Annotated in this window: 17 protein-coding genes; 6 read left to right on the top strand and 11 right to left on the bottom strand. The window is 60.2% G+C overall.

The features are described from left to right. Positions 1–6 precede the first annotated feature (6 nt). Together aptA and GIR22_RS16605 are read right to left on the bottom strand one after the other, a co-directional pair. Positions 7–1,308: an omega-aminotransferase AptA gene (aptA, locus tag GIR22_RS16610; RefSeq protein WP_154744390.1), complete on the bottom strand. Its 1,302-nt coding sequence runs from the start codon at positions 1,306–1,308 to the stop codon at positions 7–9. 31 nt (positions 1,309–1,339) lie between these two features. Next, positions 1,340–2,839 (bottom strand): serine hydrolase domain-containing protein, encoded by a 1,500-nt coding sequence (locus GIR22_RS16605; RefSeq protein ID WP_154744389.1) that lies wholly within the window; start codon positions 2,837–2,839, stop codon positions 1,340–1,342. A 189-nt stretch (positions 2,840–3,028) separates the two neighbouring features. Between GIR22_RS16605 and GIR22_RS16600 the strand changes: the two genes are divergently transcribed. Next, positions 3,029–3,907 (top strand): GntR family transcriptional regulator, encoded by an 879-nt coding sequence (locus GIR22_RS16600; RefSeq protein WP_154744388.1) that lies wholly within the window; start codon positions 3,029–3,031, stop codon positions 3,905–3,907. Between the two features lie 56 nt (positions 3,908–3,963). Here the strand turns inward: GIR22_RS16600 and GIR22_RS16595 are convergent, their stop codons facing one another. The 5 genes from GIR22_RS16595 to GIR22_RS16575 all read right to left on the bottom strand — a co-directional run bounded on the left by GIR22_RS16595 (position 3,964) and on the right by GIR22_RS16575 (position 10,296). Further along, positions 3,964–5,244: an OprD family porin gene (locus GIR22_RS16595; RefSeq protein ID WP_154744387.1), complete on the bottom strand. Its 1,281-nt coding sequence runs from the start codon at positions 5,242–5,244 to the stop codon at positions 3,964–3,966. A 114-nt stretch (positions 5,245–5,358) separates the two neighbouring features. Beyond that, positions 5,359–6,990: a dipeptide ABC transporter ATP-binding protein gene (locus tag GIR22_RS16590; protein WP_154744386.1), complete on the bottom strand. Its 1,632-nt coding sequence runs from the start codon at positions 6,988–6,990 to the stop codon at positions 5,359–5,361. Positions 6,991–6,992: 2 nt separating this feature from the next. Next, positions 6,993–7,859: an ABC transporter permease gene (locus GIR22_RS16585; protein WP_154744385.1), complete on the bottom strand. Its 867-nt coding sequence runs from the start codon at positions 7,857–7,859 to the stop codon at positions 6,993–6,995. Next, entirely contained in the window at positions 7,856–8,797 is a 942-nt protein-coding gene (locus GIR22_RS16580; RefSeq protein ID WP_154744384.1) for an ABC transporter permease, read from the bottom strand. The genes GIR22_RS16585 and GIR22_RS16580 overlap by 4 nt, the downstream gene beginning before the upstream one ends. A 14-nt stretch (positions 8,798–8,811) precedes the next feature. After that, entirely contained in the window at positions 8,812–10,296 is a 1,485-nt protein-coding gene (locus GIR22_RS16575; RefSeq protein ID WP_154744434.1) for an ABC transporter substrate-binding protein, read from the bottom strand. A 568-nt stretch (positions 10,297–10,864) separates the two neighbouring features. Here GIR22_RS16575 and GIR22_RS16570 point away from each other — a divergent pair. After that, complete coding sequence (locus GIR22_RS16570) at positions 10,865–11,413, top strand: sulfite exporter TauE/SafE family protein (RefSeq protein ID WP_246208414.1); 549 nt, start codon at positions 10,865–10,867, stop codon at positions 11,411–11,413. Between the two features lie 75 nt (positions 11,414–11,488). On the opposite strand, the gene GIR22_RS16565 is transcribed toward GIR22_RS16570, so the two are convergent. Further along, entirely contained in the window at positions 11,489–12,985 is a 1,497-nt protein-coding gene (locus GIR22_RS16565) for a methyl-accepting chemotaxis protein (protein ID WP_154744383.1), read from the bottom strand. A gap of 302 nt (positions 12,986–13,287) precedes the next feature. Here GIR22_RS16565 and GIR22_RS16560 point away from each other — a divergent pair, with 302 nt between their 5' ends. The 3 genes from GIR22_RS16560 (at position 13,288) to GIR22_RS16550 (ending at position 17,581) form a co-directional block, all read left to right on the top strand. Continuing rightward, complete coding sequence (locus GIR22_RS16560) at positions 13,288–15,003, top strand: amidase (RefSeq protein WP_178122314.1); 1,716 nt, start codon at positions 13,288–13,290, stop codon at positions 15,001–15,003. Positions 15,004–15,074: 71 nt separating this feature from the next. Continuing rightward, entirely contained in the window at positions 15,075–15,455 is a 381-nt protein-coding gene (locus GIR22_RS16555) for a RidA family protein (RefSeq protein ID WP_154744381.1), read from the top strand. Between the two features lie 125 nt (positions 15,456–15,580). Further along, positions 15,581–17,581, top strand: coding sequence for a peptidase U32 family protein (locus GIR22_RS16550; RefSeq protein WP_154744380.1), 2,001 nt, complete (start codon positions 15,581–15,583; stop codon positions 17,579–17,581). 18 nt (positions 17,582–17,599) lie between these two features. Here the strand turns inward: GIR22_RS16550 and ptrR are convergent, their stop codons facing one another. Next, the gene (gene ptrR / locus GIR22_RS16545) at positions 17,600–18,478 is read right to left on the bottom strand and encodes a putrescine utilization regulator PtrR (RefSeq protein ID WP_154744379.1); all 879 of its coding nucleotides are present in this window, start codon (positions 18,476–18,478) and stop codon (positions 17,600–17,602) included. Between the two features lie 101 nt (positions 18,479–18,579). On the opposite strand from ptrR, the gene GIR22_RS16540 reads away from it, so the two are divergent. Then, entirely contained in the window at positions 18,580–19,962 is a 1,383-nt protein-coding gene (locus GIR22_RS16540; RefSeq protein WP_154744378.1) for an aldehyde dehydrogenase family protein, read from the top strand. Between the two features lie 24 nt (positions 19,963–19,986). Here GIR22_RS16540 and xylB read toward each other — a convergent pair whose 3' ends face one another. Continuing rightward, positions 19,987–21,471, bottom strand: coding sequence for a xylulokinase (gene xylB / locus GIR22_RS16535; protein ID WP_154744377.1), 1,485 nt, complete (start codon positions 21,469–21,471; stop codon positions 19,987–19,989). Positions 21,472–21,487: 16 nt separating this feature from the next. Continuing rightward, positions 21,488–22,480 (bottom strand): substrate-binding domain-containing protein, encoded by a 993-nt coding sequence (locus GIR22_RS16530; RefSeq protein ID WP_178122313.1) that lies wholly within the window; start codon positions 22,478–22,480, stop codon positions 21,488–21,490.

Raw genomic sequence — 22,480 nt, 5'->3', positions numbered from 1 at the left:
GCCTCCTCAGGCAATTGCGTCGAGTGCGCAATGCAAGGTGTCGAAGATCAGGGCGATCTGTTCTTCGTTGACGATCAACGGTGGCGATAGCACGATGTTCTCACCCGAGGCACGTACCAGCAGGCCTGCATCGAAACAACGCTGGGCCGCTTCGGCTGCACGAGCGCCGGGGGCACCGTCACGGGGCTTGAGCTCAACCGCGCAGAGCATGCCGATGGCGCGCACGTCCAGTACCAGGCCCTGCTCGCGCAGCGCCAATGCCGCGCTCTGCCAGACCGGCGCGATGTGCTGGACATGGGCATTGATGCCCAACTCTTCATGCACCGCCAGGGTTGCCAGGCCTGCCGCGCAGGCCAGTGGATGAGCCGAATACGTGTAGCCATGCATCAACTCAATGGCCTGCTCGGGGCCATTCATGAACGCTTCGTACACCGTGCCACTGACGAGTACGCCGCCCATGGGCACTGCGCCGTTGGTCAGGCCCTTGGCCAGAGTCATCAAGTCGGGGGTCACGCCGAATGTTTGAGCCGCAAACGAGTGGCCCAGCCGGCCAAAACCGGTAATCACTTCGTCGAAAATCAGCAGTACGCCGTGGCGGTCGCATATTTCCCGCAGTCTTTGCAGGTAACCCAGGGGCGGCGCGTAGACACCACCCGAACCGGTCACCGGCTCGACGATCACCGCCGCCACCGTGGCCGGGTCGTGGATGTCCAGCAGTTGCAGCAACGTATCGGCATAGTGAGCGCCCTGTTCAGGCTGGCCAGAGCTGAACCGCAGGCTGGCGTCATACGGCAGCGGCAGGTGTGCCACATCCCCCAACAAAGGTCCGAAATCGCGCTTCTGGCGGCCGATACCGGACACCGACAGCCCACCAAAGCCCATGCCGTGATAGCCCTTGGCGCGACCGATCAGCTTGGTCCGACGGCTATCACCCCGGGCCTGGTGGTAGGCACGGGCAATCTTCAGGGCAGTGTCCACCGCCTCGGAGCCCGAGTTGGTGAAAAACACTTTATCCAGGCCCGCTGGCGCTATCGCCACCAATTGGTCGGCCATGGTCAGCGCCGCCGGGTGACTCATCTTGAACGACGACACAAAATCCAACCGACCAGCCGCTTCGCGAATCGCCTCGACAATCCGCGCCTGGCCATGACCGGCATTGACACACCACAACCCGGCCATGGCATCGAGCACCTGGCGCCCGTCGGTGGTGGTGTAGTGCATGCCCGCAGCACTGTCGAACAACATCGGTTGGCGATTGAATGGACGCATTGCGGTAAAAGGAGCCCACAGGGCCGAGGTCTGGTTCATGGGGATGTATTCCGTAAAGTGAATGAAGCGCTCAGAGCCGCGAACCGGTCAACGTCGGGCGTTGCATGGAACCGGCATTGGTGTTGACGCCGCGATCGAACAGCAAGCACCCGTCTTGAACGCGGCAACTGACGTGGTCGGCGAAGGCGGTTTCGACGAAGCGCCAGTCCATTAGCAACTCGCCATCCGCCGCCCAACAGCCGTGGGCGATCACCGGGGTTTGTTCTGGTTGATATTGATGGTGCAAATAGTTGCCGGTGAGGCTGGTGCTGGACTCGATGGGCTGCTGCAAACCGATACGCAAGTGGTGCGAACCACGGTGGTCCACCAGGCTGAAGTCGCAGTAGTCTGCCTGGAAATCGAATGCTATTTCACGAACCCCATCTTCGTTCGGTTCAATGGCAAAACGCCCTTGCAGCGCCAGGGCACTGGACGACTGCTTCAGGCCCTGCAGCATGGGCAGGCGCAGGCCCTCGAGCAGCGCATCGAGTTGTGCCTGGCAGGCCTTGGGATCCGTTGCGTCACGTCCCAACGCCGGGAATAAATGCTCCCAGAGCGCCGCGTGCAAACGTCGCTCGCCCAGGCGCAAGCCGCAGGTGAAGGCGATCACGGTGTCCTGCTCCGGCAGGACGATGCAGTACTGGCCAAAGACGCCTGAGGCGTAGTAACCCTCGTGCTTGGTCATCCACCACTGGTAGCCGTAACCCTCACGCGGCACTTCGTTGGCGGCGTCTTTGCTGCGCGGCAGGTACTGCTTGCCGTCGAACTCCCCCATCCACACGTCTTCGACCTGATTGCGGGTGGCCTCGCCAATCCATTTCGGCGACAGCAACTGGCGGCCCTGCCACTGGCCCTGATTCAGATGCAGTACGCCAAATTTCAACGAGTCTTCGGTGGTGCAACTCAGACCGTTGCCCCCGGAATTGAAGCCTCCGGGCGCCAGGTCCCACTCCAGTGGGTCCAGGCCAAGAAAGCCAAGGACCCGCTCCTCCAGCAGGGCATGCATCGTTTGCCCGCTGACCTGCGTGACAATTGCCGACAACATGAAACTTGAGGCACTGCTATAGATGAACGACTTGCCAGGTGGCTCATCCACCGGTTCTTGCAAGAAGGCTGCAACCCAACTGCTTTGCAGGTTGCGCCAGGCGCCGCCGGAGATGCCCCGTTGATGGCCGGTGCGCATGGTCAGCAGGTCTTCCACGGTCATGGCCGCGAGGTTCGCACTGACCTCCACCGGGCACAGTTCAGGGAAAAAGCTGATCACGGTGTCATTGAGCTTCAAGCGCCCATCATCCACCAGCAGACCGACAGCGGTGGCAGTCCAGCTCTTGGTCGCAGAATGCTGCACGTGCTTGCGCCGGGCCGAGTACGGTTGCCAGAACGCTTCTGTCACCACAGCCCCCTGGCGATAGAGCATGAAACTGTGCAACTCGAGTCCCGCTTCCGCGACTGCCGCGAGGAAATCAACAATGCCACGGGCATCGACTCCCCTTTCATGGGGCAAGGCTCTGGGCAGGGGTACATAGGTCATAACAAAGCATCCTCAAAATGGCCACTTCATGCATCGACAGTGTTTTTATATTTCAAATAATACAGATAAAAATTTATCGGTAGCGCCTACATGTATTTGAGCGGCCTATAATTCAGTTTCCGCTGTATCGAAGCTTTCCATGGTTTTCGGTTATCCTTCCCACCCCTGTCACAGGAACGTCCACGCGCCATGTCTCAACTCACCTCGCTGCAGACCAAAGTCGCTGGCCAGATCCTGTCCGCCATTGCCTCGGGCGACCTGCAACCCGGTAGCCACCTCAAGGAAGTCGAACTGACCCAGCGCCTGGGTGTGTCCCGTTCGCCGATCCGCAGTGCCCTGTCGTACCTGGCTGAACAAAAGCTGATTGAGCCGTTGCCCCAACAGGGTTTTCGCGTACCGCTGCAAACCACCAGCGGCCTGGCGCAACAGGCCAGCGAACTGCACAACGAGGAAGATGACCTGTACACCCGGGTGATTGACGACCGGTTGAACCAGTTGTTGCCCGACCAGATTTCCGAAAGCGATCTGTTGCGCCGCTACAACGTCGGCAAAAGCGTGCTGCGACGTTGCCTGCTGCGTCTCTCCGATGAAGGCGTGATGCAGCGCAAGCACGGTCATGGCTGGTTGTTCCTGCCGACCTTGAGCAGCCCGCAGACGCGTTTTGAGAGCTATCGCTTTCGCATGTTGCTGGAGCCAGCCGGGTTGCTGGAGCCGAGCTTCAAGATCAACGCCGAGCAATTCCGGCGCTGCCGCGAACGTCAGCTTGAACTGCTTGAAGGGCAGGTCGACGGCCAGCGCTTTTTCGAAAGCAACGCCGAGTTCCATGAGCTGCTCGCCACTGCGTCCGGCAATACCTATATCCTGCAAGCGATCCAGCAACAGAACCGTCTGCGCCGCCTGACCGAATTCCACTCGGCCAGCAACGTCGAGCGGGTCAAGGTGTCTTGCCGTGAACACCTGGCGATTCTTGATGCCCTGGAACAGGGGGATCACGAATGGGCTTCGACCCTGCTTCATCGGCACCTGGAAGTTGCCAGTAAAATGGGGGTCGCACGGAATAAGGGATGATGCGTAGGGCCCACGGAGCAATGCCGGAGCGAGGGAACCCTGTAGGCCCATATTCATCACCAAAGCGCCACGGTATAACCAACAATCACCCGGTTTTCACTCATGTCCCGCAGGTAGTTGGCTTTATTCAAGCCATTGCGCCAGCGCAGGGAAACTCCCTTGAGCGCTCCCGACTGAAACACATACCCCAAGTCGATATCCCGCTCCCACTCACGTCCCTCACCCTCAAACCCCTTCACCTGGGCCTGATCACCCCGGGCCCAGCGTGTCGAGAACGTCAAGCCGGGAATCCCCAGCGCTGCAAAGTCGAAGTCGTAACGGGCATGCCACACCCGCTCATTGGTCTGTGAGAAGTTGCTCAGTTGATACTCGGAGAACAGATAAGTGTTGGTGCCGTCCACATAGGTAAACGGCGTATCGCCATACTGTTCCTGGTAGCCGCCGCCCAGGCTGTGGCCCCTGTAGCTATACGTCAGGCGAGTACTCAGTGCGCGGTTGTCGACCTTGCCCGCCAGCCCTGCACCGGACTTGTCCGCATCGAAATAGCGGATGTCGGTTTTCAGCGTGCCGTCACCGAGGGCGAAGCTATTTTTCATTCCCACATAGTGCTGCTGGTAGATATTCTCCAACTGCGCAAAATGGTAAGTCAGGGTCACGTTCGGATTGACCTTGTAATCACCCCCCAGGAAGCGGAACTGGTCACTTTTGGCCGAGCTCTTGTAGGCACCATTTTGACTGGTCAGGCCCATGTCCTCGTAGTCGGTGGACTCACGCTGCTTGGTCCGGTCGATCTGACCTGCGGTCAATGCCAGGCCAGTGATATCCCCGGAAGTCAGTTGAGTACCGCGAAAGGTCTGCGGGAACAGGCGACTGGTGTTGGGCTGCAACGTGGGCAAGTCCGGCAGCAGATAACCGCTGCGTAGCTCGCTCTTGGCAAAGCGCACTTTGCCGGTCACGCCCAACTTGGAGTACTCATTCTGGGCGCGCTTGGCGTAGCTTGGCTTGCCCGGTTCGGCCTCATTGTCCCGTGACAACAGACCGGAGCCCGAGCGGTCCGGGCTGGAGTCGAGCTTCAGGCCGAGCATACCGACCACATCGACACCAAAACCAACCGTGCCTTCGGTGAAACCCGACTTCAGATTGAGGATAAAACCCTGGGCCCATTCCTCGCGCTTGGACTGCCCGGCATCTTCGCGGTAGTCACGGTTGAAGTAGTAGTTTTTAAGCTCCAGATTGGCCTTGCTGTCCTTGATGAAGTCCGCATAGGCCGGGGCACATAAGAGGCCCCCGCTCATAAGGCCGACGCCTTTCAAGATCAGGTTCAGATTATTATTCATGCGCATGGCTCCTGGCAGTCGTTGTGGGTGAGTAGGTCTTATTGTTTTTTTGGACATGGCTTCCCCCATCGCGCCCGTTTCAGGCGAGCGCGCGGGGAGACCGGGGGTGTTAATTCAAAGGTGGGTGGGTCGTATTCGGTAACCGCCGTCGGCCAGTTTCTCCAGGGGGCTGGCGGCTGCCAGTAACTGGCGGGTATAGGGGTGCTGCGGGCGGTCGAAGATTTGCTCCCGGCCCCCCACCTCCACTACTTCGCCCTGATGCATCACCGCCACCCGATGGGCAATGCGCTCCACCGCCGCAAGGTCATGGGAGATGAACAGGCAGGCAAAGCCGTATTGCGCCTGCAGGCGCTCGAACAGTTCGAGGATCTGCTTCTGGATAGTCATGTCCAACGCGGAAATCGGCTCATCGGCGATCACCAACTGCGGATGGCGTACCAAGGCGCGCCCAATGGCTACGCGTTGGCGTTGGCCGCCTGACAGTTGATGGGGAAAGCGCTCGACAAACTGTTCAGCCAGGCCCACGTCACGCAGGGTCTGTGCCACCCGTTCGCGACGCTGGCCGGCATTCAGGCCGGGCTCGTGACGCAAAGGCTCGGCAAGGATCTCACCGATTTTCATCCGTGGATTGAGGGATGAATAGGGGTCCTGGAAGATCATCTGGCATTGCAACCGATGGGTGCGGTTGGCAGCCTTGAGGATATCCACGCCCTTGAAGCGGATCGCACCGGCGCAGGGTTTGATCAAACCCACCAACGAACGGCCGAGAGTGGTCTTGCCCGAACCGCTGCCGCCCACCAGAGCCAGGGTTTCTCCCGGCGCGATGGCTAGACTGGCGCAATGGACGACGCGCTTGAAATGGCGTTTGCCCCAAAACGAAGTCGGTCCCGGATGCTCGATACACACCTGGTCGACCTCCACCAGCGGCCCGCTGCTTTCGGGCAACGTTGCCAATGTGCCACGGCGTGGCAATGCCTCCAGTAACTGGCGGGTGTACTCGGCCTTGGGTGTCAGCAAGATTTCTTCGATACTGCCCTGCTCCACCGATTGGCCATGACGCATTACCACTACCTTGTGGGCATAACGCGCCACCAGCGACAGGTCATGGCTGATAAACAAGATGGCCGTACCCTGCTCCCGGGTCAGTTCGAGCATCAGTTCGATCACGTCCAGTTGCGCCAGACAATCCAGGGCGGTGGTCGGCTCATCAGCGATCAACAACGCCGGGCGCAACAACATCACCGAAGCCAGCATGATCCGTTGACGCATGCCACCGGAGAACTGGTGCGGATAGGATTCAAGGCAGCCTTCGGCATCCTTGATACCGATACGCCGTAGCATGGTCAGGCAACGCTCTCGGATCTGCCCGGCATCCAGGTCGGTGTGCAGCTTAAGGGCTTCACTCATCTGTCGACCGATCTTCAAGGCAGGGTTGAGGGAGACCATTGGCTCCTGGAACACCATACCGATGCTCGCCCCGCGAATGGCCCGCAGCTGTTCGATATTAGCGCTGGCCAGGTCGAGCCCCTGGAACTCCAGGCGCCCGCCACAGAGCTGCATCGGCAACGGCAGCAGGCCGATTGCGGCACGGGCAGCCATGGTCTTGCCGCTGCCCGACTCCCCCACCAACGCAACGATCTCACCCGGCGCCACGCTGAAGCTCAAGTCATCGACCGCCAGCGGTCCGTGCTCACCCACGCGAATCTTCAGGTTTTCCACACTCAGCAGAACAGGCTTGGCTGACATGCTCATTTCCTCATCCGGGGGTCGAGACGATCACGCAGTGCGTCGCCAAACAGATTGATCGCCAACAGCGCCAGGCAGATAAACAGGCCTGGGAAAATCCCCAGCCAGGGGGCTGACGCAATGTAAGGCCGGCTACTGGCGAGCATGTTGCCCCAGGTCGCCGCCGGCGGTGGCACGCCCAGGCCGAGGAAGCTCAGGGCGCTTTCCGAGAGCAGCGCCCAGCCGAACATGCTGGTGGCCAGGACACACAGCGGCGCCAGGCAATTGGGGGCAATATGCCGAACCATGGTGTACAGCTCGGAGTTGCCGATCACCCGCGAGGCTTCGATGTATTCCAGCTCGCGCAGCGACAGCACCGTGCCGCGCACCACCCGGACCACCGACGGCGTGTAGGCAATGCCAAGCGCCAGGACGATACCGTACTTGCTGGCACCAATGATTGCCATGATGCCCAAGGCCATCAGGATCCCCGGAAAGGCCAGTAACGCATCGTTGAACATCATCAGTACGCGGTCAGTCCAGCCTCGCAGATAGCCGGCGAGCATGCCGATCAGGGTACCGCTCAGCACCGCCACACTGACCGTCAGCAGACTGACCCACAAACTGGTGCGCGCACCAATCAACAATCGACTGAAGACATCCCGACCAAACTCGTCGGTGCCCAGCCAATGTGTGGCCGAAGGCGCCTGGAAACGCGACAACAGGTCGATACGCAGCGGGTCGAACGGGCTCCAGACCAAACCCAGTAACGCCAGGAAAACCAACACCAGCAACAGGCTGCCACCGATCAATGCGTTGGCCGCAGGCCAGGCTCGTGGGTGTTTGCCCGCATTGCCCGCAGCAGCCGTCAAAGGAATATTCGAACTCATAACTTCACCCTTGGGTCGAACAATGGGTAGAGCAGGTCCACGCAAAGGTTGACCAGCACATAGATGAAGGTAATCAGCAGCAGGCAACCCTGCAGCACCGGGTAGTCGCGAGCAAAGATCGCGTCCACCATCAGCCGACCAATGCCCGGCAGTGTGAACACGGTTTCCAACACCGCGATGCCTCCCAGCAGATTGCCCAGGATCAGGCCGACCAATGTCCAGGTGGGGGCAAACGCATTCGGCAAGGCATGCCGCCACAGCACCGCACGCTCAGACAAACCTTTGGCACGGGCGTGAGCGATGTATTCCAGGCGCAGCACTTCGATGGTGCTGGCCCGGGCCATGCGGGTGATGGCGCCCAGTTCCACCAGGGTCAAGGTGACAATCGGCAGCACCATGTAGCTCATGGCTTGCCAGGGCGCCTGGGCGAAACTGACGTAGCCCACCACCGGTAGCCAGCCAAGCTGGATACCAAAGGCGTGAAGCAGCAGCAGGCCAAGCCAGAAGCTGGGAATCGACAACAGCAAGGTGGCTGCCGTGACCAGTCCCAGGTCCAGCACCGTGTTCTGCTTCCAGGCAGCGACCAGGCCCACCGGTACCGCAATCAGCGTGGCCAATAACACCGACATCATCACATTGGTTGCGCTCACGCTGAAACGGTCCAGGATCAGCGGCAATACTGCCTGCTTGGTGCTGATGGAGAAACCCAGGTCAAAACTGAGCACCGCCTTGAACCAGATCAGGAACTGGGTGACCAACGAGTGATCCAGCCCAAGGGTCCTGCGCATGTCTGCCAGGCTCTGCGGGTCGGCCATATCGCCGAGCATCAACAGTGCAGGGTCACCGGGAATCAAGCGGATCAAGGCAAATACCATCACTGAAATCAGCAACAGGGTCGGGATCGCCATCCCGAGTTTTTGCAGGATAAAACGCAACATGAGCAGGCTCCGCCTTACTGTGCCGCGAGGCTGACGCCCCACAGTCGCGGCGTGGACACAGGCCAGGAGTGATAACCGCGCACGCTGTCGCGCAGAGCGCCAACAACGGTGCCGTTGTAGATGATCACCATCGGTGTGTCGTGGATCATCATCCTGTGCAATTGGTCGAACAGCTCCTGGCGCTTGCCGGTGTCGTTCTGGCGCACCGCATCACGCAACAGCGCCTGAGCCTTGGGGTTGTCCCAGACCTTGCGTGGCTCTTTGCTCTTGTCGCCCATCAGCGAATCAAAGCCTAGCGCCGGGTCCAGTCGAGAGGTATAGGAGAAGGACATCATCTGGTAGTTTCCGCTCTGGTAGCGCTCCAGCTGTGTGCCCCACTCCAGGGTTTCCATCTCGATATTCAAACCGCTGCCCTGGGCCATCGCCTGGCTCAACAAGCCCATGTCGAACATCTGCGAATAGCGTTTGTTGACGATCATCTTGATTGGCTGGCCGTGGTAGCCGGCGTCTTTGAGCAGGCGTTGGGCTTCTTGCGGATCGTAGCGGTAACCTTGTTTCGCCGTTGCGCTATAGAAAGGGCTGGTTTGGGGAATGGCCGAGTTGTTCGGCTCCGACAAGCCATTGGATAAGGCAGTGACCATTTGCCCGTAATCCAGCGAAAGGGCAATGGCCTGGCGAATGCGCACATCCTTGAGCAACGGGTCGTTGGTCTGGAACAACAGCCCACAGATCGCCATGATTGGACTGACCGAAACCTGAATCCCCGGCATCGCCTTGAATTCCTGGGCATCGCTGGCGGACACGTTCGGCAGCAGGTCGATGTTGTTCGACATCAAGGCTGCCTTCGCCGATGACGCATCGGGGATGATCATGAAGCGCAGCACATCTACCAGCGCCTGTTTCTTGCCCGTGAAACCGTCCGGGGCGGCATCTTCACGTACGCTGTAATCCTTGAAGCGGGCCAGTTCCACGAACTGGCCAGGCTTCCATTCGGACAGGCTGAAAGGACCGGTGCCGATGGGGGCCTTCCAACGTCCGTCCGCCGCCACCGAGTCCGGGTGCAGGATGCCACTGCCAGCACAGTCAGGACGCGCCATCGACGCCAGGAATAGCCCGCTTGGCTGGTCGAGATGGAACGTCACGGTAAGCGGGTCGGGGGTTTCGATACGGGTGATTTTCGCTCCGCCACGGCCATCGAACTCTGCCAGGCAGCGCCACTGCGTCTGTGGGTTGAGGTAGTGTTCCCAGGTCCACTTGACGTCAGCCGACGTCAACGTTGCACCGTTCTGAAAGTGCACCCCTTCGCGCAGCTTGAAGGTGTAGCTCAGGCCGTCTTCGGACTGCTGGACCTCCCGGGCCAGCAACGGACCGACAGACGCGTCCTCCCGATGGGCCACCAGACCTTCGACGATGTGCAGCATCACGGTGTCGGTATTTTCATCACGGTTGACGCCGGGCTCGGTGCTGCGGATATCGGCATTCAAACCGACGCGCAGCATAGTGTCGGCCTGAGCAAAACCAGCGCCAAGGGCAACCACACTAAGGGCTTGCAGGGTGACGCACAGAGATCTGTTGAGTAAGCGATGCACGGGAGAGATTCTCCTTCGCTGAAAAGTCCGGCCTGGGGCAGGTGCCGGCTTCAAGCCTGTGTTATGTCGTTTTTGTTATGGCCTGATCGGGATCAGCACCGCGGGCGATTTTGTTTTTTTAAATTCGCACAGACATATTCACAGCATACAGGCCGCTTGTAAATGTTTTATTATCATATAAAAAACATTAAAATTCAATTTCGAGTATACAGACATCCTTCTGCGCAAACCGTTGAGTACTCCTCCAACCAGCAGACGCTTACGACGTTGATGACGTATAACTGGGTGCCGCTTCTCTGCGGCGGCATCTGCCACGTGCCAGATGGGGGCTCTCTTGAATCACCTGAGCCTTGAAGGACTTGGAACGAGGACGGCGCTGTTTTTCGTGGCTACTTCGAGCTGGACTCACGAACCACGAGCGTGGCGAAGGGCGCATCAATGCGCTGACGTTGTCCAGTATTATTGATTTGCTCTGCCATTGAATGCGGCCATCGCATGGAGGGAGCGCAAGGCAATCGATTTCAGAGGGAGCTCCTGGATTACACTCGGACGTTTTGTAGGGACCTTCGGCGGAGTCTGGATACTGTTCTGGCTACCGCTCTCTCAACTTAATTTGCTCATTGGCCTATCAACAATTGCAGCTTGTCTAGCAACCTGGATAGCCCCTTCCTTCGTGCCAGGGCGTCGAGCCCTGATCTCAACGGGCCTGATCACAGGTATCACCGAGACCGCCACGGGTGTCGGCGGCCCCCCTCTTGCACTTGTTTACCAACACTCGCCGGTTGCCACACTAAGAGGTTCTGTGGCCCTGTGCTTTTTGGTCGGTGAATTGATCTCACTGGTGGTCTTGGCCGCAGGGGGGCATCTGCACGCAAAGCAAATTTCACCTGTATTGACCTTGTGTTTCCCCTTGGCCTTGGGCGTGATCGCCAGTTACTGGGCTCGCCACCTCATTAACGAGCAGCGATTACGCCGCTTCGTACTCGTATTCGCTTTCGTTTCCGGATCACTCTTACTGGTGCAGTAAACCCATAATCAACGGATCAGGCTTGATGGACGAGAGGCCCGGACACCGCTCCTCAAGCGCTGTTCCAGGCCGTTCTCACGGGTGAAAGGTTCGGCCCAGTGCATCCAGACGAATAGCGATCGGAGGTAAGCGCTGGCTGCTCAAGGCAAGGGTTTCGACGTCGTCCGCGGTGTTTTGCGCAATGCTCTGCACAGACTGCAGGCGACCGACAATCTCGAAGCTCGCCGTGGATTGTTCGCGGGTCGTGGTGACAATACGCTCATTGAGTTGGTCTATATGTGATATATCGCCGCCCACGGCCTGCAACATCGTGACCGCCAGTTGGCTATCTTCGACACAGCGTTCCACGCCTTCACGACTGTCACGCATGGCTTCGACGGCTTTGCGGCTGCCGTGCTGCAAGGCTTCGATGATCGTTTTGATTTCCTTGGTAGAAGTGGCGGTCCGCTGTGCCAGGCTGCGAACTTCATCGGCCACGACTGCAAACCCGCGGCCTTGCTCGCCAGCGCGGGCTGCCTCGATTGCGGCGTTGAGGGCCAACAGGTTGGTTTGTTCAGCAATACTGCTGATGACTTCCAGAACGGTACCGATTTGCTCCGCCTGTACCGCCAAGACCTGTACCGTTTCGTTGGTGCCTTTTATTCGCGATGCCAACTGCGTGATTTCATGCTGGGCCCGGCTTACGCTTTGCTGTCCTCGAACGATTTGCATGCTGGCCTGGCCGGCATGTTCAACGGCATGCTCGACGTGAACGACAATATGCCCCATCGCGTCCCCCATCCGCTGCATCGACCCTGTCATCTGGGCAATCTCTGCCAGTTGATGCTTTGCACCTTTTTCCAGCGTAACGCTGGCCTTGGCAAGCTCTTGCCCCAGTTCACCCAAACCATGAGAGTCGCGAACAACACCATCAATCAACCCGGTAATCTGCCTCAGGAATTGATCGAAACGCCCCGCAAGCGATACATGGACCTTCTGTTTATCTCCCTTGTCAGCGCCGCCAGTGAACTGGGAGGTAACCGCCAACATTTTCTCCAGCATTTCTTGGCTCTCGAGCGCTTCGGCCTGGCTATGCACCGCAAGATATAGCAGAGCAATCGTCTCCATGACCACATAGAACGCATGTACGAAGATCATCGTCCAGCCACCGTGATGCGCCATGACGTAGAGAGGAAAACCTTGATGTTGCAGGGCATGGAACACCACATGGTGAGCCGCGATGGTTAGCGCGGCGACCAGGATCGGCATCCAGTCACGATAAAACGTCAGCACCGCCAACAACGCAAAAATACCAAAATGGGACTCAATGACCCCCTGCGCCTGATTGATATGCAAGGCAGCCATGACCATCAGGCCAATGGCCAAGCCACATCGCATCCATCGTGTCCCGCCTATTGCGCGATACAGCAGCGTCAACAACACACTGGTGCCACCGCCGACTAAAGACGCCTGGATAAATGTGTCGTGCCAGAAAGCCAAGCCCAAGGCGAACAGGAACATCAGCCAGATCAGGGCAAGCATTATTCGGTCGGCTTTGCGGTAATGTTCAAAAAAGCGCGGGTGGGGAGGCATTCACTCTTACTCCATGTAATTGAGCCAGAATAAAGCGGGCAGACGGCTGACGAGACGTGCGCGTGCTTGGAGCCAGTCGGCTGTTCAGGGCTTGGCAAAACCAATGATTCAAATCCGTTATCGGCAGAACCGAGGCGTACTTTAGGAACCGTGAAAACAGCCCCACCGCTTTGGTGGAAACACCTTGGGCACGTTAAAACTGACGCAGGTCGTGGTCCTTCTCTGGTACTGCAAAAGTTCTGTCAGTAGACTATTTCCAAAGGGTTTACTTACTCCACCCACCGGCAGTCGGCGAGAACAACGTGATCGAAGTAACCGAAGTCTCCATTGCCCAGCTGCGTGCTGCGCTCGAATCCGGCCAGACCACGGCGGTTGAATTGGTCCAGGCCTATCTCGCCCGGGTCGATGCCTACGACGGCCCCCACACCAGCACCGCCCTCAACGCGATAGTGGTGCGCAACCCCGATGCGCTCCAGGACGCCCGGGCGTCCGATACTCGCAGGGCCAAGGGCGAGACGCTGGGGCCGCTCGATGGCATTCCCTATACGGCCAAGGACAGTTATCTGGTCAAGGGGCTCACCGCCGCTTCCGGCAGCCCCGCCTTCGCCAATCTGACCGCGTACCGCGATGCATTCACCATCGAACGTCTGCGCGCCGCCGGTGCCATTTGCCTGGGCAAGACCAATATGCCGCCGATGGCCAATGGCGGCATGCAGCGCGGGGTCTATGGCCGGGCCGAGAGCCCGTACAACGCTGACTATCTCACTGCACCTTTCGCATCGGGTTCATCTAACGGTGCCGGCACGGCAACCGCCGCCAGTTTCGCGGCGTTCGGCCTGGCGGAAGAAACCTGGTCGAGCGGGCGCGGCCCGGCCTCCAACAATGGTTTGTGTGCCTATACCCCCTCCCGTGGCGTGATCTCGGTGCGCGGCAACTGGCCGCTGACACCAACAATGGATGTGGTTGTGCCCTACGCCAGGACCATGGCTGACCTCCTCGAGGTGCTCGATGTGGTGGTGGCTGAAGACCCGGACGTACGCGGTGACCTGTGGCGAATGCAACCCTGGGTACCGATTCCGAGCGTGGCCTCGGTGCGTCCGGCCTCCTATGTCGCGCTGGCCGCCGATACCGCCGCGCTCGCCGGCAAGCGCTTCGGCGTGCCCCGCATGTACATCAATACGGATGCTGCGGCAGGCACCAGCGAGGCACCCGGGATTGGCGGCCCAACGGGGCAGCGCATCCATACCCGGGCTTCAGTGATTGACCTTTGGGCGGCGGCTCGCACAGTGCTCGAAGCGGCTGGCGCCGAAGTGGTCGACGTCGATTTTCCGCTGGTCTCCAATTGCGAAGGCGATCGCCCGGGCACACCGACGGTGTTTACCCGTGGCCTGGTGTCCAGGGAGTTCCTGCACCATGAGCTGTGGGACCTGACGGCCTGGGCCTTCGACGATTTTCTGCGGGCAAACGGCGATCCTGCGCTAAACCGCCTGGTGGACGTGGAGGGGTCACGGATTTTCCCCCATGATCCGGGCACCCTGCCTAATCGTGAAGACGGCTTGGCCGCGGGCATGGACGAATATGTACGGATGGCCGAACGCGGCATTACCCCGTGGGACGAAATCAGCACGTTGCCCGATGGGTTGCGCGGGCTTGAACACACACGGCGTGTCGACCTTGAGGACTGGATGGACCAGTTGCGGCTCGAGGCGGTGATCTTCCCGACGGTGGCCGATGTGGGCCCGGCGAATGCCGATGTCGATCCACAGTCTGCCGATATCGCCTGGAGCAATGGGGTCTGGGTCGCCAACGGCAACCTCGCCATTCGGCATCTAGGCGTGCCCACGGTCACCGTGCCGATGGGCGTCATGGCGGATATCGGCATGCCCGTGGGCCTGACTTTCGCCGGTCGAGCCTATGACGATTCCATGTTGCTACACCTGGCCTCGGCGTTCGAGTCAGCCGGCAGCAAACGCCTGGTCCCGCCACGAACCCCGGCATTACTGGCAGCCAAGCAGTAACCAGGGTGGCGTTGGGGCCGTCGAGGCTCCAACCCCACCTGCAACCCACTTACCCTGAACAAGAGAACCCCATGGCCAACCACGACCTCAGCTTCACCCCCGACCCGGACGCAGACTCCATCTCCTCCGATGTCATCGGCTTCAACGGCATCCTCGTCTCCACCCAGATTCCCACCCGCGCCGACGGCAGCCTGGAACTGGGCGATATCACCCGGCAAAGTGAATGCACCCTGCAAGCCCTAAAGGTGGCATTGGAGCGCGCCGGCAGTTCCATGGACCGGGTCATGCACCTGACCATCTACCTCACTGATATGGCAGATCGCGCCGAATTCAATGAAGTCTATAAGCGCTACTTTTCCAAGCCCTGGCCGGTACGTGCCGCTGTCGGTGTAGCCGCCCTGGCAGCCGAAGGCATGCGGGTGGAGGTCACCGCAATGGCGGCCAAGGGCTGATTCAACAGGTTTATCGGCGAACCGTTCAGCCAGCGGTCGCCTGCCCGACCGAGATACGGATGTCTATCAGACATTTCGCAGATACAATGCTCGCCTCGACCGTGACAAGCCTGACTAAAAAAACTATGTCCTTGCCCAAGCATCACCTGGAATTGCTCAGCCCGGCCCGCGACGTGGCCATCGCCCGTGAAGCCATCCTGCACGGTGCCGATGCCGTGTACATCGGCGGCCCCAGCTTCGGCGCCCGCCACAACGCCAGTAACGAGGTCAGTGAAATCGCCCAATTGGTGGCGTTCGCTCGTCGCTATCACGCACGGGTGTTCACCACCATCAATACGATCCTGCATGACAACGAGCTGGAGCCGGCCCGCAAGCTGATCCACCAACTGTACGATGCCGGCGTCGATGCGCTGATCGTGCAGGACCTGGGGGTGATGGAGCTGGATATCCCGCCGATTGAGTTGCATGCCAGCACCCAAACCGATATCCGTACCCTGGGGCGCGCCAAGTTTCTCGATCAGGCCGGCTTTTCCCAATTGGTACTGGCCCGCGAGCTGAACCTGCAGGAGATTCGTGCGATTGCCGATGAAACCGACGCGGCCATCGAGTTCTTCATCCACGGCGCGTTGTGCGTGGCATTTTCCGGCCAGTGCAACATCTCCCATGCCCAGAACGGCCGCAGCGCCAACCGCGGTGATTGTTCCCAGGCCTGCCGCCTGCCCTACACCTTGAAGGATGACCAGGGCCGCGTCGTCGCCTTCGAGAAGCATCTGTTGTCGATGAAAGACAACAACCAGAGCGCCAACCTGCGTGCACTGGTGGATGCAGGCGTGCGCTCGTTCAAGATCGAGGGGCGCTACAAGGACATGGGCTATGTGAAGAACATCACCGCCTATTATCGCCAGCGCCTGGATGAAATCCTCGAGGACCGCCCGGACCTTACCCGTGCGTCCAGCGGCCGTACCGCGCACTTCTTCCTGCCGGATCCGGAAAAGACCTTCCATCGCGGCAGCACCGACTACTTTGTCAGTGATCGCAAGATCGACATCGGCGCCTTTGACACTCCAACCTTTACCGGCCTGCCGGTAGGCGTTGTGGAGAAAGCCGGCAAGCGTGACCTGCAGGTAGTAACCCATGAACCGTTATCCAACGGTGACGGCCTCAACGTGCTGGTCAAGCGCGAGGTCGTGGGGTTTCGCGCGAACATCGCCGAGCCCAAAGGCGAGTTCGATGAAGACGGTGAAAAACGCTACCGCTACCGTGTTGAGCCCAACGAAATGCCGGCCGGGTTGCACAACCTGCGGCCAAACCATCCGTTGAACCGCAACCTGGATCACAACTGGCAGCAGGCCTTGCTCAAGACCTCCGCCGAGCGCCGGGTCGGCTTGTCCTGGGTTGCTCGCTTGCGTGAAGAACACCTGGAATTGACCGCCACCAGCGAGGAAGGCGTCAGCGCCAGCGTAGCCCTGCCCGGCCCGTTCGGCGTGGCCAACAAGCCGGAACAGGCCCTTGAGCAACTGCACGACCTGCTGGGTCAACTGGGCACCACCCAGTACCACGCCACGGCCATCGAGCTGGATGCACCGCAGGCGTTCTTTATCCCCAACTCACAGCTCAAGGCCGTGCGCCGTGAAGTGATCGAAGCACTGACCGTCGCCCGCATCCAGGCTCATCCACGGGGCGCTCGCAAAGCAGAAACCACGCCGCCGCCGGTGTACCCGGAGGCGCACCTGTCGTTCCTTGCCAACGTCTATAACCAGAAGGCCCGGGAGTTCTATCACCGTCACGGGGTCAAGTTGATCGATGCGGCTTTCGAGGCCCACGAGGAAACCGGCGAGGTGCCGGTGATGATCACCAAGCACTGCCTGCGCTTCTCCTTCAACCTGTGCCCCAAGCAGGCCAAGGGTGTCACCGGCGTACGCACCAAGGTCGCACCGATGCAGTTGATTCACGGCGATGAAGTGCTGACACTGAAGTTCGACTGCAAGCCTTGCGAGATGCACGTAGTGGGCAAGATCAAGGGGCACATCCTTGGCCTTCCGCTGCCGGGTAGCGGCGTGCAGCAGGTGGTGGGCCACATCAGCCCGGCAGACCTGCTCAAGACCATTCCTCGCGGTACCCACTAAAAGGCGGGCGCAGGCTGATCAGGCCTGCGCCCTCACCAACCCCTGCTCCTCCAACAACCGCACCAGCATGGTCAAGCTCTGGGACACCGTGCCCCGGCGCCAGATCAGCCACGTCTGCAAAAAACGCAAGTTGTCCGACAGCGGCCAGACACTTACCGCCGTAAACCCCGGCATGCTCTCCAGCATGCTGCGGGGCATCAACGCCAACCCGGCACCGGCGCTGACACAGGCAAGCATGCCGTGGTACGACTCCATTTCGAAGATCTTGCCGGGCACGGCGCTATCCTGAGTAAACCAACTCTCAAAGTGATGCCGATAGGAGCAGTTGGGCCGGAAGGTGTACAGGCTCTCGCCGCCGACGTCCTGCCCACGGGTGATCGGCGGGTGGTGCAGCGGCGCGATGATGACCATTTCTTCCTCAAACACCGGAACGCCTTCCAGCGCTGGGTGCAACACCGGTCCGTCGACGAACGCGGCGCTCAGGTGCCCGGAGAGCACACCGTCGATCATGGTGCCGGAAGGCCCTGTAGCCAGGGCCAGTTCGACCTTGGGGTGCTTCTGGTTGTACGCGGCCAGCAGCGCGGGGATCCGCACGGCAGCGGTACTTTCCAGGGAGCCGAGGGCGAACGGCCCCTGGGGCTCATCGCCGGCGACGGTCATGCGTGCCTCTTGCACCAGTTCCAGGATGCGCCGGGCGTAGCCGAGAAAACTCCAGCCAGCCGGAGACAGACGCAGGCGGCTCTTCTCGCGAATAAACAGGTCTACACCCAGGTCCTGTTCCAACTGCTTGATACGCGTGGTGAGGTTTGACGGTACCCGGTGAATCAACTGGGCAGCGGAACTGATGCTGCCCTGCTCCGCCACCGCCTTGAAAATTTCCAGCTGGACCAGATCCAAATCATTCTCCAAACGTGAACGAAAGACTTAGTATTATTCAGTTTCCGAAAAAGTAATAGCGCCGTAACCTGAGCTCATTCTTCATTGAGCAGGACGGTGCCATGACTCCCCTTCCCTACGCTGCTTCCATCAACCCCGCCAACGGCGAGACAGTCGGCCAATACCCTTTTGAAACCCCGGCGCAGCTAGACGCGGCACTGACCCGAGCTAGCGCAGGCTTTGCTGTCTGGCGCCGCACAGCGGTCGAGCAACGTGCACAAAAGCTGATTGATCTGGCCCAGGCCCTACGAGACAGCATCACCCCCATGGCGCAGATGATCACCCTGGAAATGGGCAAGCCGATCACCCAGGCCCGCGCCGAGATTGAAAAATGTGCTCAACTTTGTGAGTGGTACGCCGCCCACGGCCCGGCCATGTTGCTGGCCGAGCCCGTCCAGGTGGACAACGGCCAGGCCCGCATCGAATACCGCCCGTTGGGGCCGATCCTGGCCGTGATGCCGTGGAACTTCCCGATCTGGCAAGTGCTGCGTGGCGCAGTACCCACGCTGATCGCCGGTAACACCTACGTACTCAAACACGCGCCAAACGTGATGGGTTGCGCCTACCTGCTGCGTGATGCCTTCCAGAGTGCGGGGTTTGCCGAGGGCCTGTTTGAGGTGATCAACGTCGACCAGCAAGGTGTTTCCAACGCTATCGCCGACCCTCGCATCGCCGCTGTGACACTCACTGGTAGCGTGCGCGCCGGTATGGCGATTGGCGCCCAAGCAGGTGCGGCCTTGAAGAAATGCGTGCTGGAACTGGGAGGTTCCGATCCGTTTATCGTGCTCAACGATGCTGATCTGGAGGCTGCTGTCCAGGCTGCCGTGATTGGCCGTTACCAGAACACCGGCCAGGTGTGTGCCGCTGCCAAGCGCCTGATTGTCGAGCAAGGTGTGGTCGAAGCGTTTACCGCACGTTTCGTCGCCGCAACCCGCCAGTTGATCATCGGTGACCCGCAGTCTATCGAAACCTACGTGGGCCCCATGGCACGCTTCGATCTGCGCGATGAGCTGGATCAACAAGTCCAGGACACCCTGGCCGAAGGCGCAACGCTGCTGCTGGGTGGCGGCAAAGTCGAAGGCGCCGGGAATTATTATCAACCGACAGTACTGGGGGATGTCACCAATCAGATGACCTCATTCAAGCAGGAACTGTTTGGCCCGGTGGCCTCGATCATCACCGCCCGTGATGCCGAACACGCCCTGACACTCGCCAACGACAGCGAGTTCGGCCTGACATCGACAATCTTCACGGCCGACCTGGAGCGGGCGCGACAGATTGCCAATCAGTTGGAGACCGGCGGTGTGTTTATCAATGGGTACTGCGCCTCAGACCCGCGGGTAGCCTTTGGTGGCGTGAAGAAAAGCGGGTTTGGCCGTGAGCTGTCGCACTTCGGCGTGCGTGAGTTTTGCAATGCGCAGACGGTGTGGCTCGACCGCCACTGACTTGAAAATCAGCAGCGTCAGTGCTTAATCATGCAGGGCTTTCGCCGCCGATATCAGCCCCTGGAACTTGCGATAACGCGCGTGCAACGCAGCGCGCTGGCTGGGGTCCGGCAGATAGCGCTTCTTGGCAGGCATACCAGCCTGTAACAGGTGCGCGCCCTGCCCGCTGGCCACAAACCCCAGCTTCGCCGCGCCAATGCACGCACTCAATTCGCTGCCCTGCAAGGTGTAGATTTCTCGCTCCAGGATATTCGCCAACAACTGCGCCCAATACTCGCTGCGAGCCCCTCCACCCACCAGGGCGCAGGCCTGTACCGTCGCTCCTGCGTATTGAACGGCCTGTAACGCATCCAGCAGGCCAAACCCAACGCCTTCCATTACCGCGTAGGCCAGCATCGCCGGGGTGCAATCGTGTCCCAGGTTCATGAAACCGCCACGCAACAGCGGATCGTTGTGGGGCGTGCGTTCACCCGCGAGGTAAGGCAAAAACAGCGGGTTGGACAGCGGTACTGTTCGCTCGATGGGCAACGTGGCCTGCACCTGGTCCAGCAGCGCTTGCTCATCGGTGAACCCGGTCAGGCGCGTCACCCAACGCAAGCAACTGGCGCCCGCGAGCATCGCCCCCATGGTGTACCAGCGATTGGGTAACGCATGGCAAAAACTGTGCACGGCGTTGGCGGGATTGCCCGCCGCATGGTCGGTGATGGCGACGATGGCAGCGCTGGTGCCAAGGGTGATGAAGCCGTCGCCGGCATTGATCGCGCCAATGCCAACCGCGGCCACCGGGTTGTCCCCGCCTCCTCCGGCGATCACCAGCCCTGGGGGAAGCCCCAGGCGTGTCGCTGCCGTGTGACACAGGTAGGCGCTGGCTGCGGCGCCTTCTACCAGCGTCGGCATCTGCGACAGGCGCAGTCCGGTGGCACGCACCATAGGCTCGAACCACCCACGGTTGGCCACATCCAGCCACAAGGTACCGGCCGCATCCGAGACCTCGCTGATGCGTTCGCCGCTCAAGCGCAGGCGCAGGTAATCCTTGGGTGACAGCACGCAATCTATGGCACTGAAGATCTGTGGTTCATGTTGCTGCAACCACAACAGTTTCGGCGCCGTCAGCCCCGCCATCGGCAGGCTGCCGGTGATCTCGGCAAAGCCTGGATAATCGCGCCCAAGTGTCTCGGCCTGGGCGATGGCCCGGGAGTCATCCCAGAGGATAGCCGGGTACAACACCCGGTCGTCATTTCCCAACAATACTGCCCCATGCATCTGCCCCGACAGGCCAATGCAGACCACCCGGGAAAAGGCTTCGGGTTGATCGAGGCGCAATTGATCCAGAGCACGCAAACACGCTTGCCACCAATCCTCGGGGTTCTGCTCGGACCAGCCACTGTGTCGGCGCGACACTGTCAAGCGAGCGCCGGCATGGGCCAGGACACCACCGCGCTCATCCAACAAGATGGCCTTGAGTTCCGAGGTGCCAAGGTCGATTCCAAGGGAGACGGGACTGCTCATACCGATGATTTTCCGATCAAGGACAGCCGCATGAATGTCGAATCCGCAAAGTGGGTGTCAGGCGCACGCTGTGTTTTTTACATTTGGGCGACGCCATGCGCTCCAGCAGCAAACTGACCGCGCGGGCGCCCAGCTCCTGGACAGGCTGGGCAATCAAGGTCAGGCGCGGCACAAAAAAATCCGCCCAGTCAAAGTCATCGAAGCCCACCAGCGCCATTTGCCTGGGCACCTCGATCCCCGCGTCGCGCAAGGCGTGCATGACACCAAGGGTCATCAGGTTGTTGCCGGTCATGATCGCAGTGGGTGGCGATGACAGGGCCAATAGTTGGCGGGTGACTTGTCGCGCGGGCTCGCTGTTGGAGCCACCATTGACCAGCAGCGCCGGATCCTGTGGTAGGCCCGCAGCCTGTAATGCAGCCTGATAGCCAGCCACCCGCTCGTCAGTAGTGCCCAGCCCCGCACGCCCGGCGACAAAGCCGATGCGTCGATGCCCATGTTCGATCAGGTGCGCGACCAGGGCTTGGGTAGACTGGGTATTTTCAACCCCGACCTGGTCAAAACTGTCGTCCACCATACGGTCTACCAGCACGGCCGCGATCGAGTTGGCCTGCAGGTAAGCCAGGGCCAGCGATCCAGTAGACGGCGCCAGGATGATGCCGTCGACCCTGCGATGATGCAGCGCCGTGATCACCCGCAACTCCTGTTCGGGGTCATCATGGGTGTCGACGAACAGCATCATGAAGCCGTGCTTGGCACACTCGGTTTCAATCGCATGCACGGTTTCGCTGAAATAATGGTTGGAGAGCGCCGAGATCGCCACGCCAATGGTGTTGGTCGTCGATCGGGCCAGGGAACGGGCCAGGGTATTGGGAATATACCCCAGCTGCCGGATGGCCCCCTGCACCGCTTGCACGGTCTGCGGGCTAACCTTGCGTGTGCCGTTCAGCACATGGGAAACCGTCGACGTCGAGACGCCGGCGAGCTTCGCCACATCATCCATGGTTGCCAC

This window comes from Pseudomonas karstica, from assembly GCF_009707515.1.
GTDB lineage: Bacteria > Pseudomonadota > Gammaproteobacteria > Pseudomonadales > Pseudomonadaceae > Aquipseudomonas > Aquipseudomonas karstica.
The sequence above is the reverse complement of the archived record's forward strand: the minus strand, read 5'-3'. Positions and strand labels throughout refer to the sequence as shown.

What these genes read in the sequence shown, in the direction of transcription:
- aptA (WP_154744390.1), bottom strand. Translation starts at nt 1,308, where the DNA reads ATGAACCAGACCTCGGCCCTGTGGGCTCCTTTTACCGCAATGCGTCCA.
- GIR22_RS16605 (WP_154744389.1), bottom strand. Translation starts at nt 2,839, where the DNA reads ATGACCTATGTACCCCTGCCCAGAGCCTTGCCCCATGAAAGGGGAGTC.
- GIR22_RS16600 (WP_154744388.1), top strand. Translation starts at nt 3,029, where the DNA reads ATGTCTCAACTCACCTCGCTGCAGACCAAAGTCGCTGGCCAGATCCTG.
- GIR22_RS16595 (WP_154744387.1), bottom strand. Translation starts at nt 5,244, where the DNA reads ATGAATAATAATCTGAACCTGATCTTGAAAGGCGTCGGCCTTATGAGC.
- GIR22_RS16590 (WP_154744386.1), bottom strand. Translation starts at nt 6,990, where the DNA reads ATGTCAGCCAAGCCTGTTCTGCTGAGTGTGGAAAACCTGAAGATTCGC.
- GIR22_RS16585 (WP_154744385.1), bottom strand. Translation starts at nt 7,859, where the DNA reads ATGAGTTCGAATATTCCTTTGACGGCTGCTGCGGGCAATGCGGGCAAA.
- GIR22_RS16580 (WP_154744384.1), bottom strand. Translation starts at nt 8,797, where the DNA reads ATGTTGCGTTTTATCCTGCAAAAACTCGGGATGGCGATCCCGACCCTG.
- GIR22_RS16575 (WP_154744434.1), bottom strand. Translation starts at nt 10,296, where the DNA reads ATGCTGCGCGTCGGTTTGAATGCCGATATCCGCAGCACCGAGCCCGGC.
- GIR22_RS16565 (WP_154744383.1), bottom strand. Translation starts at nt 12,985, where the DNA reads ATGCCTCCCCACCCGCGCTTTTTTGAACATTACCGCAAAGCCGACCGA.
- GIR22_RS16555 (WP_154744381.1), top strand. Translation starts at nt 15,075, where the DNA reads ATGGCCAACCACGACCTCAGCTTCACCCCCGACCCGGACGCAGACTCC.
- GIR22_RS16550 (WP_154744380.1), top strand. Translation starts at nt 15,581, where the DNA reads ATGTCCTTGCCCAAGCATCACCTGGAATTGCTCAGCCCGGCCCGCGAC.
- GIR22_RS16540 (WP_154744378.1), top strand. Translation starts at nt 18,580, where the DNA reads ATGACTCCCCTTCCCTACGCTGCTTCCATCAACCCCGCCAACGGCGAG.
- xylB (WP_154744377.1), bottom strand. Translation starts at nt 21,471, where the DNA reads ATGAGCAGTCCCGTCTCCCTTGGAATCGACCTTGGCACCTCGGAACTC.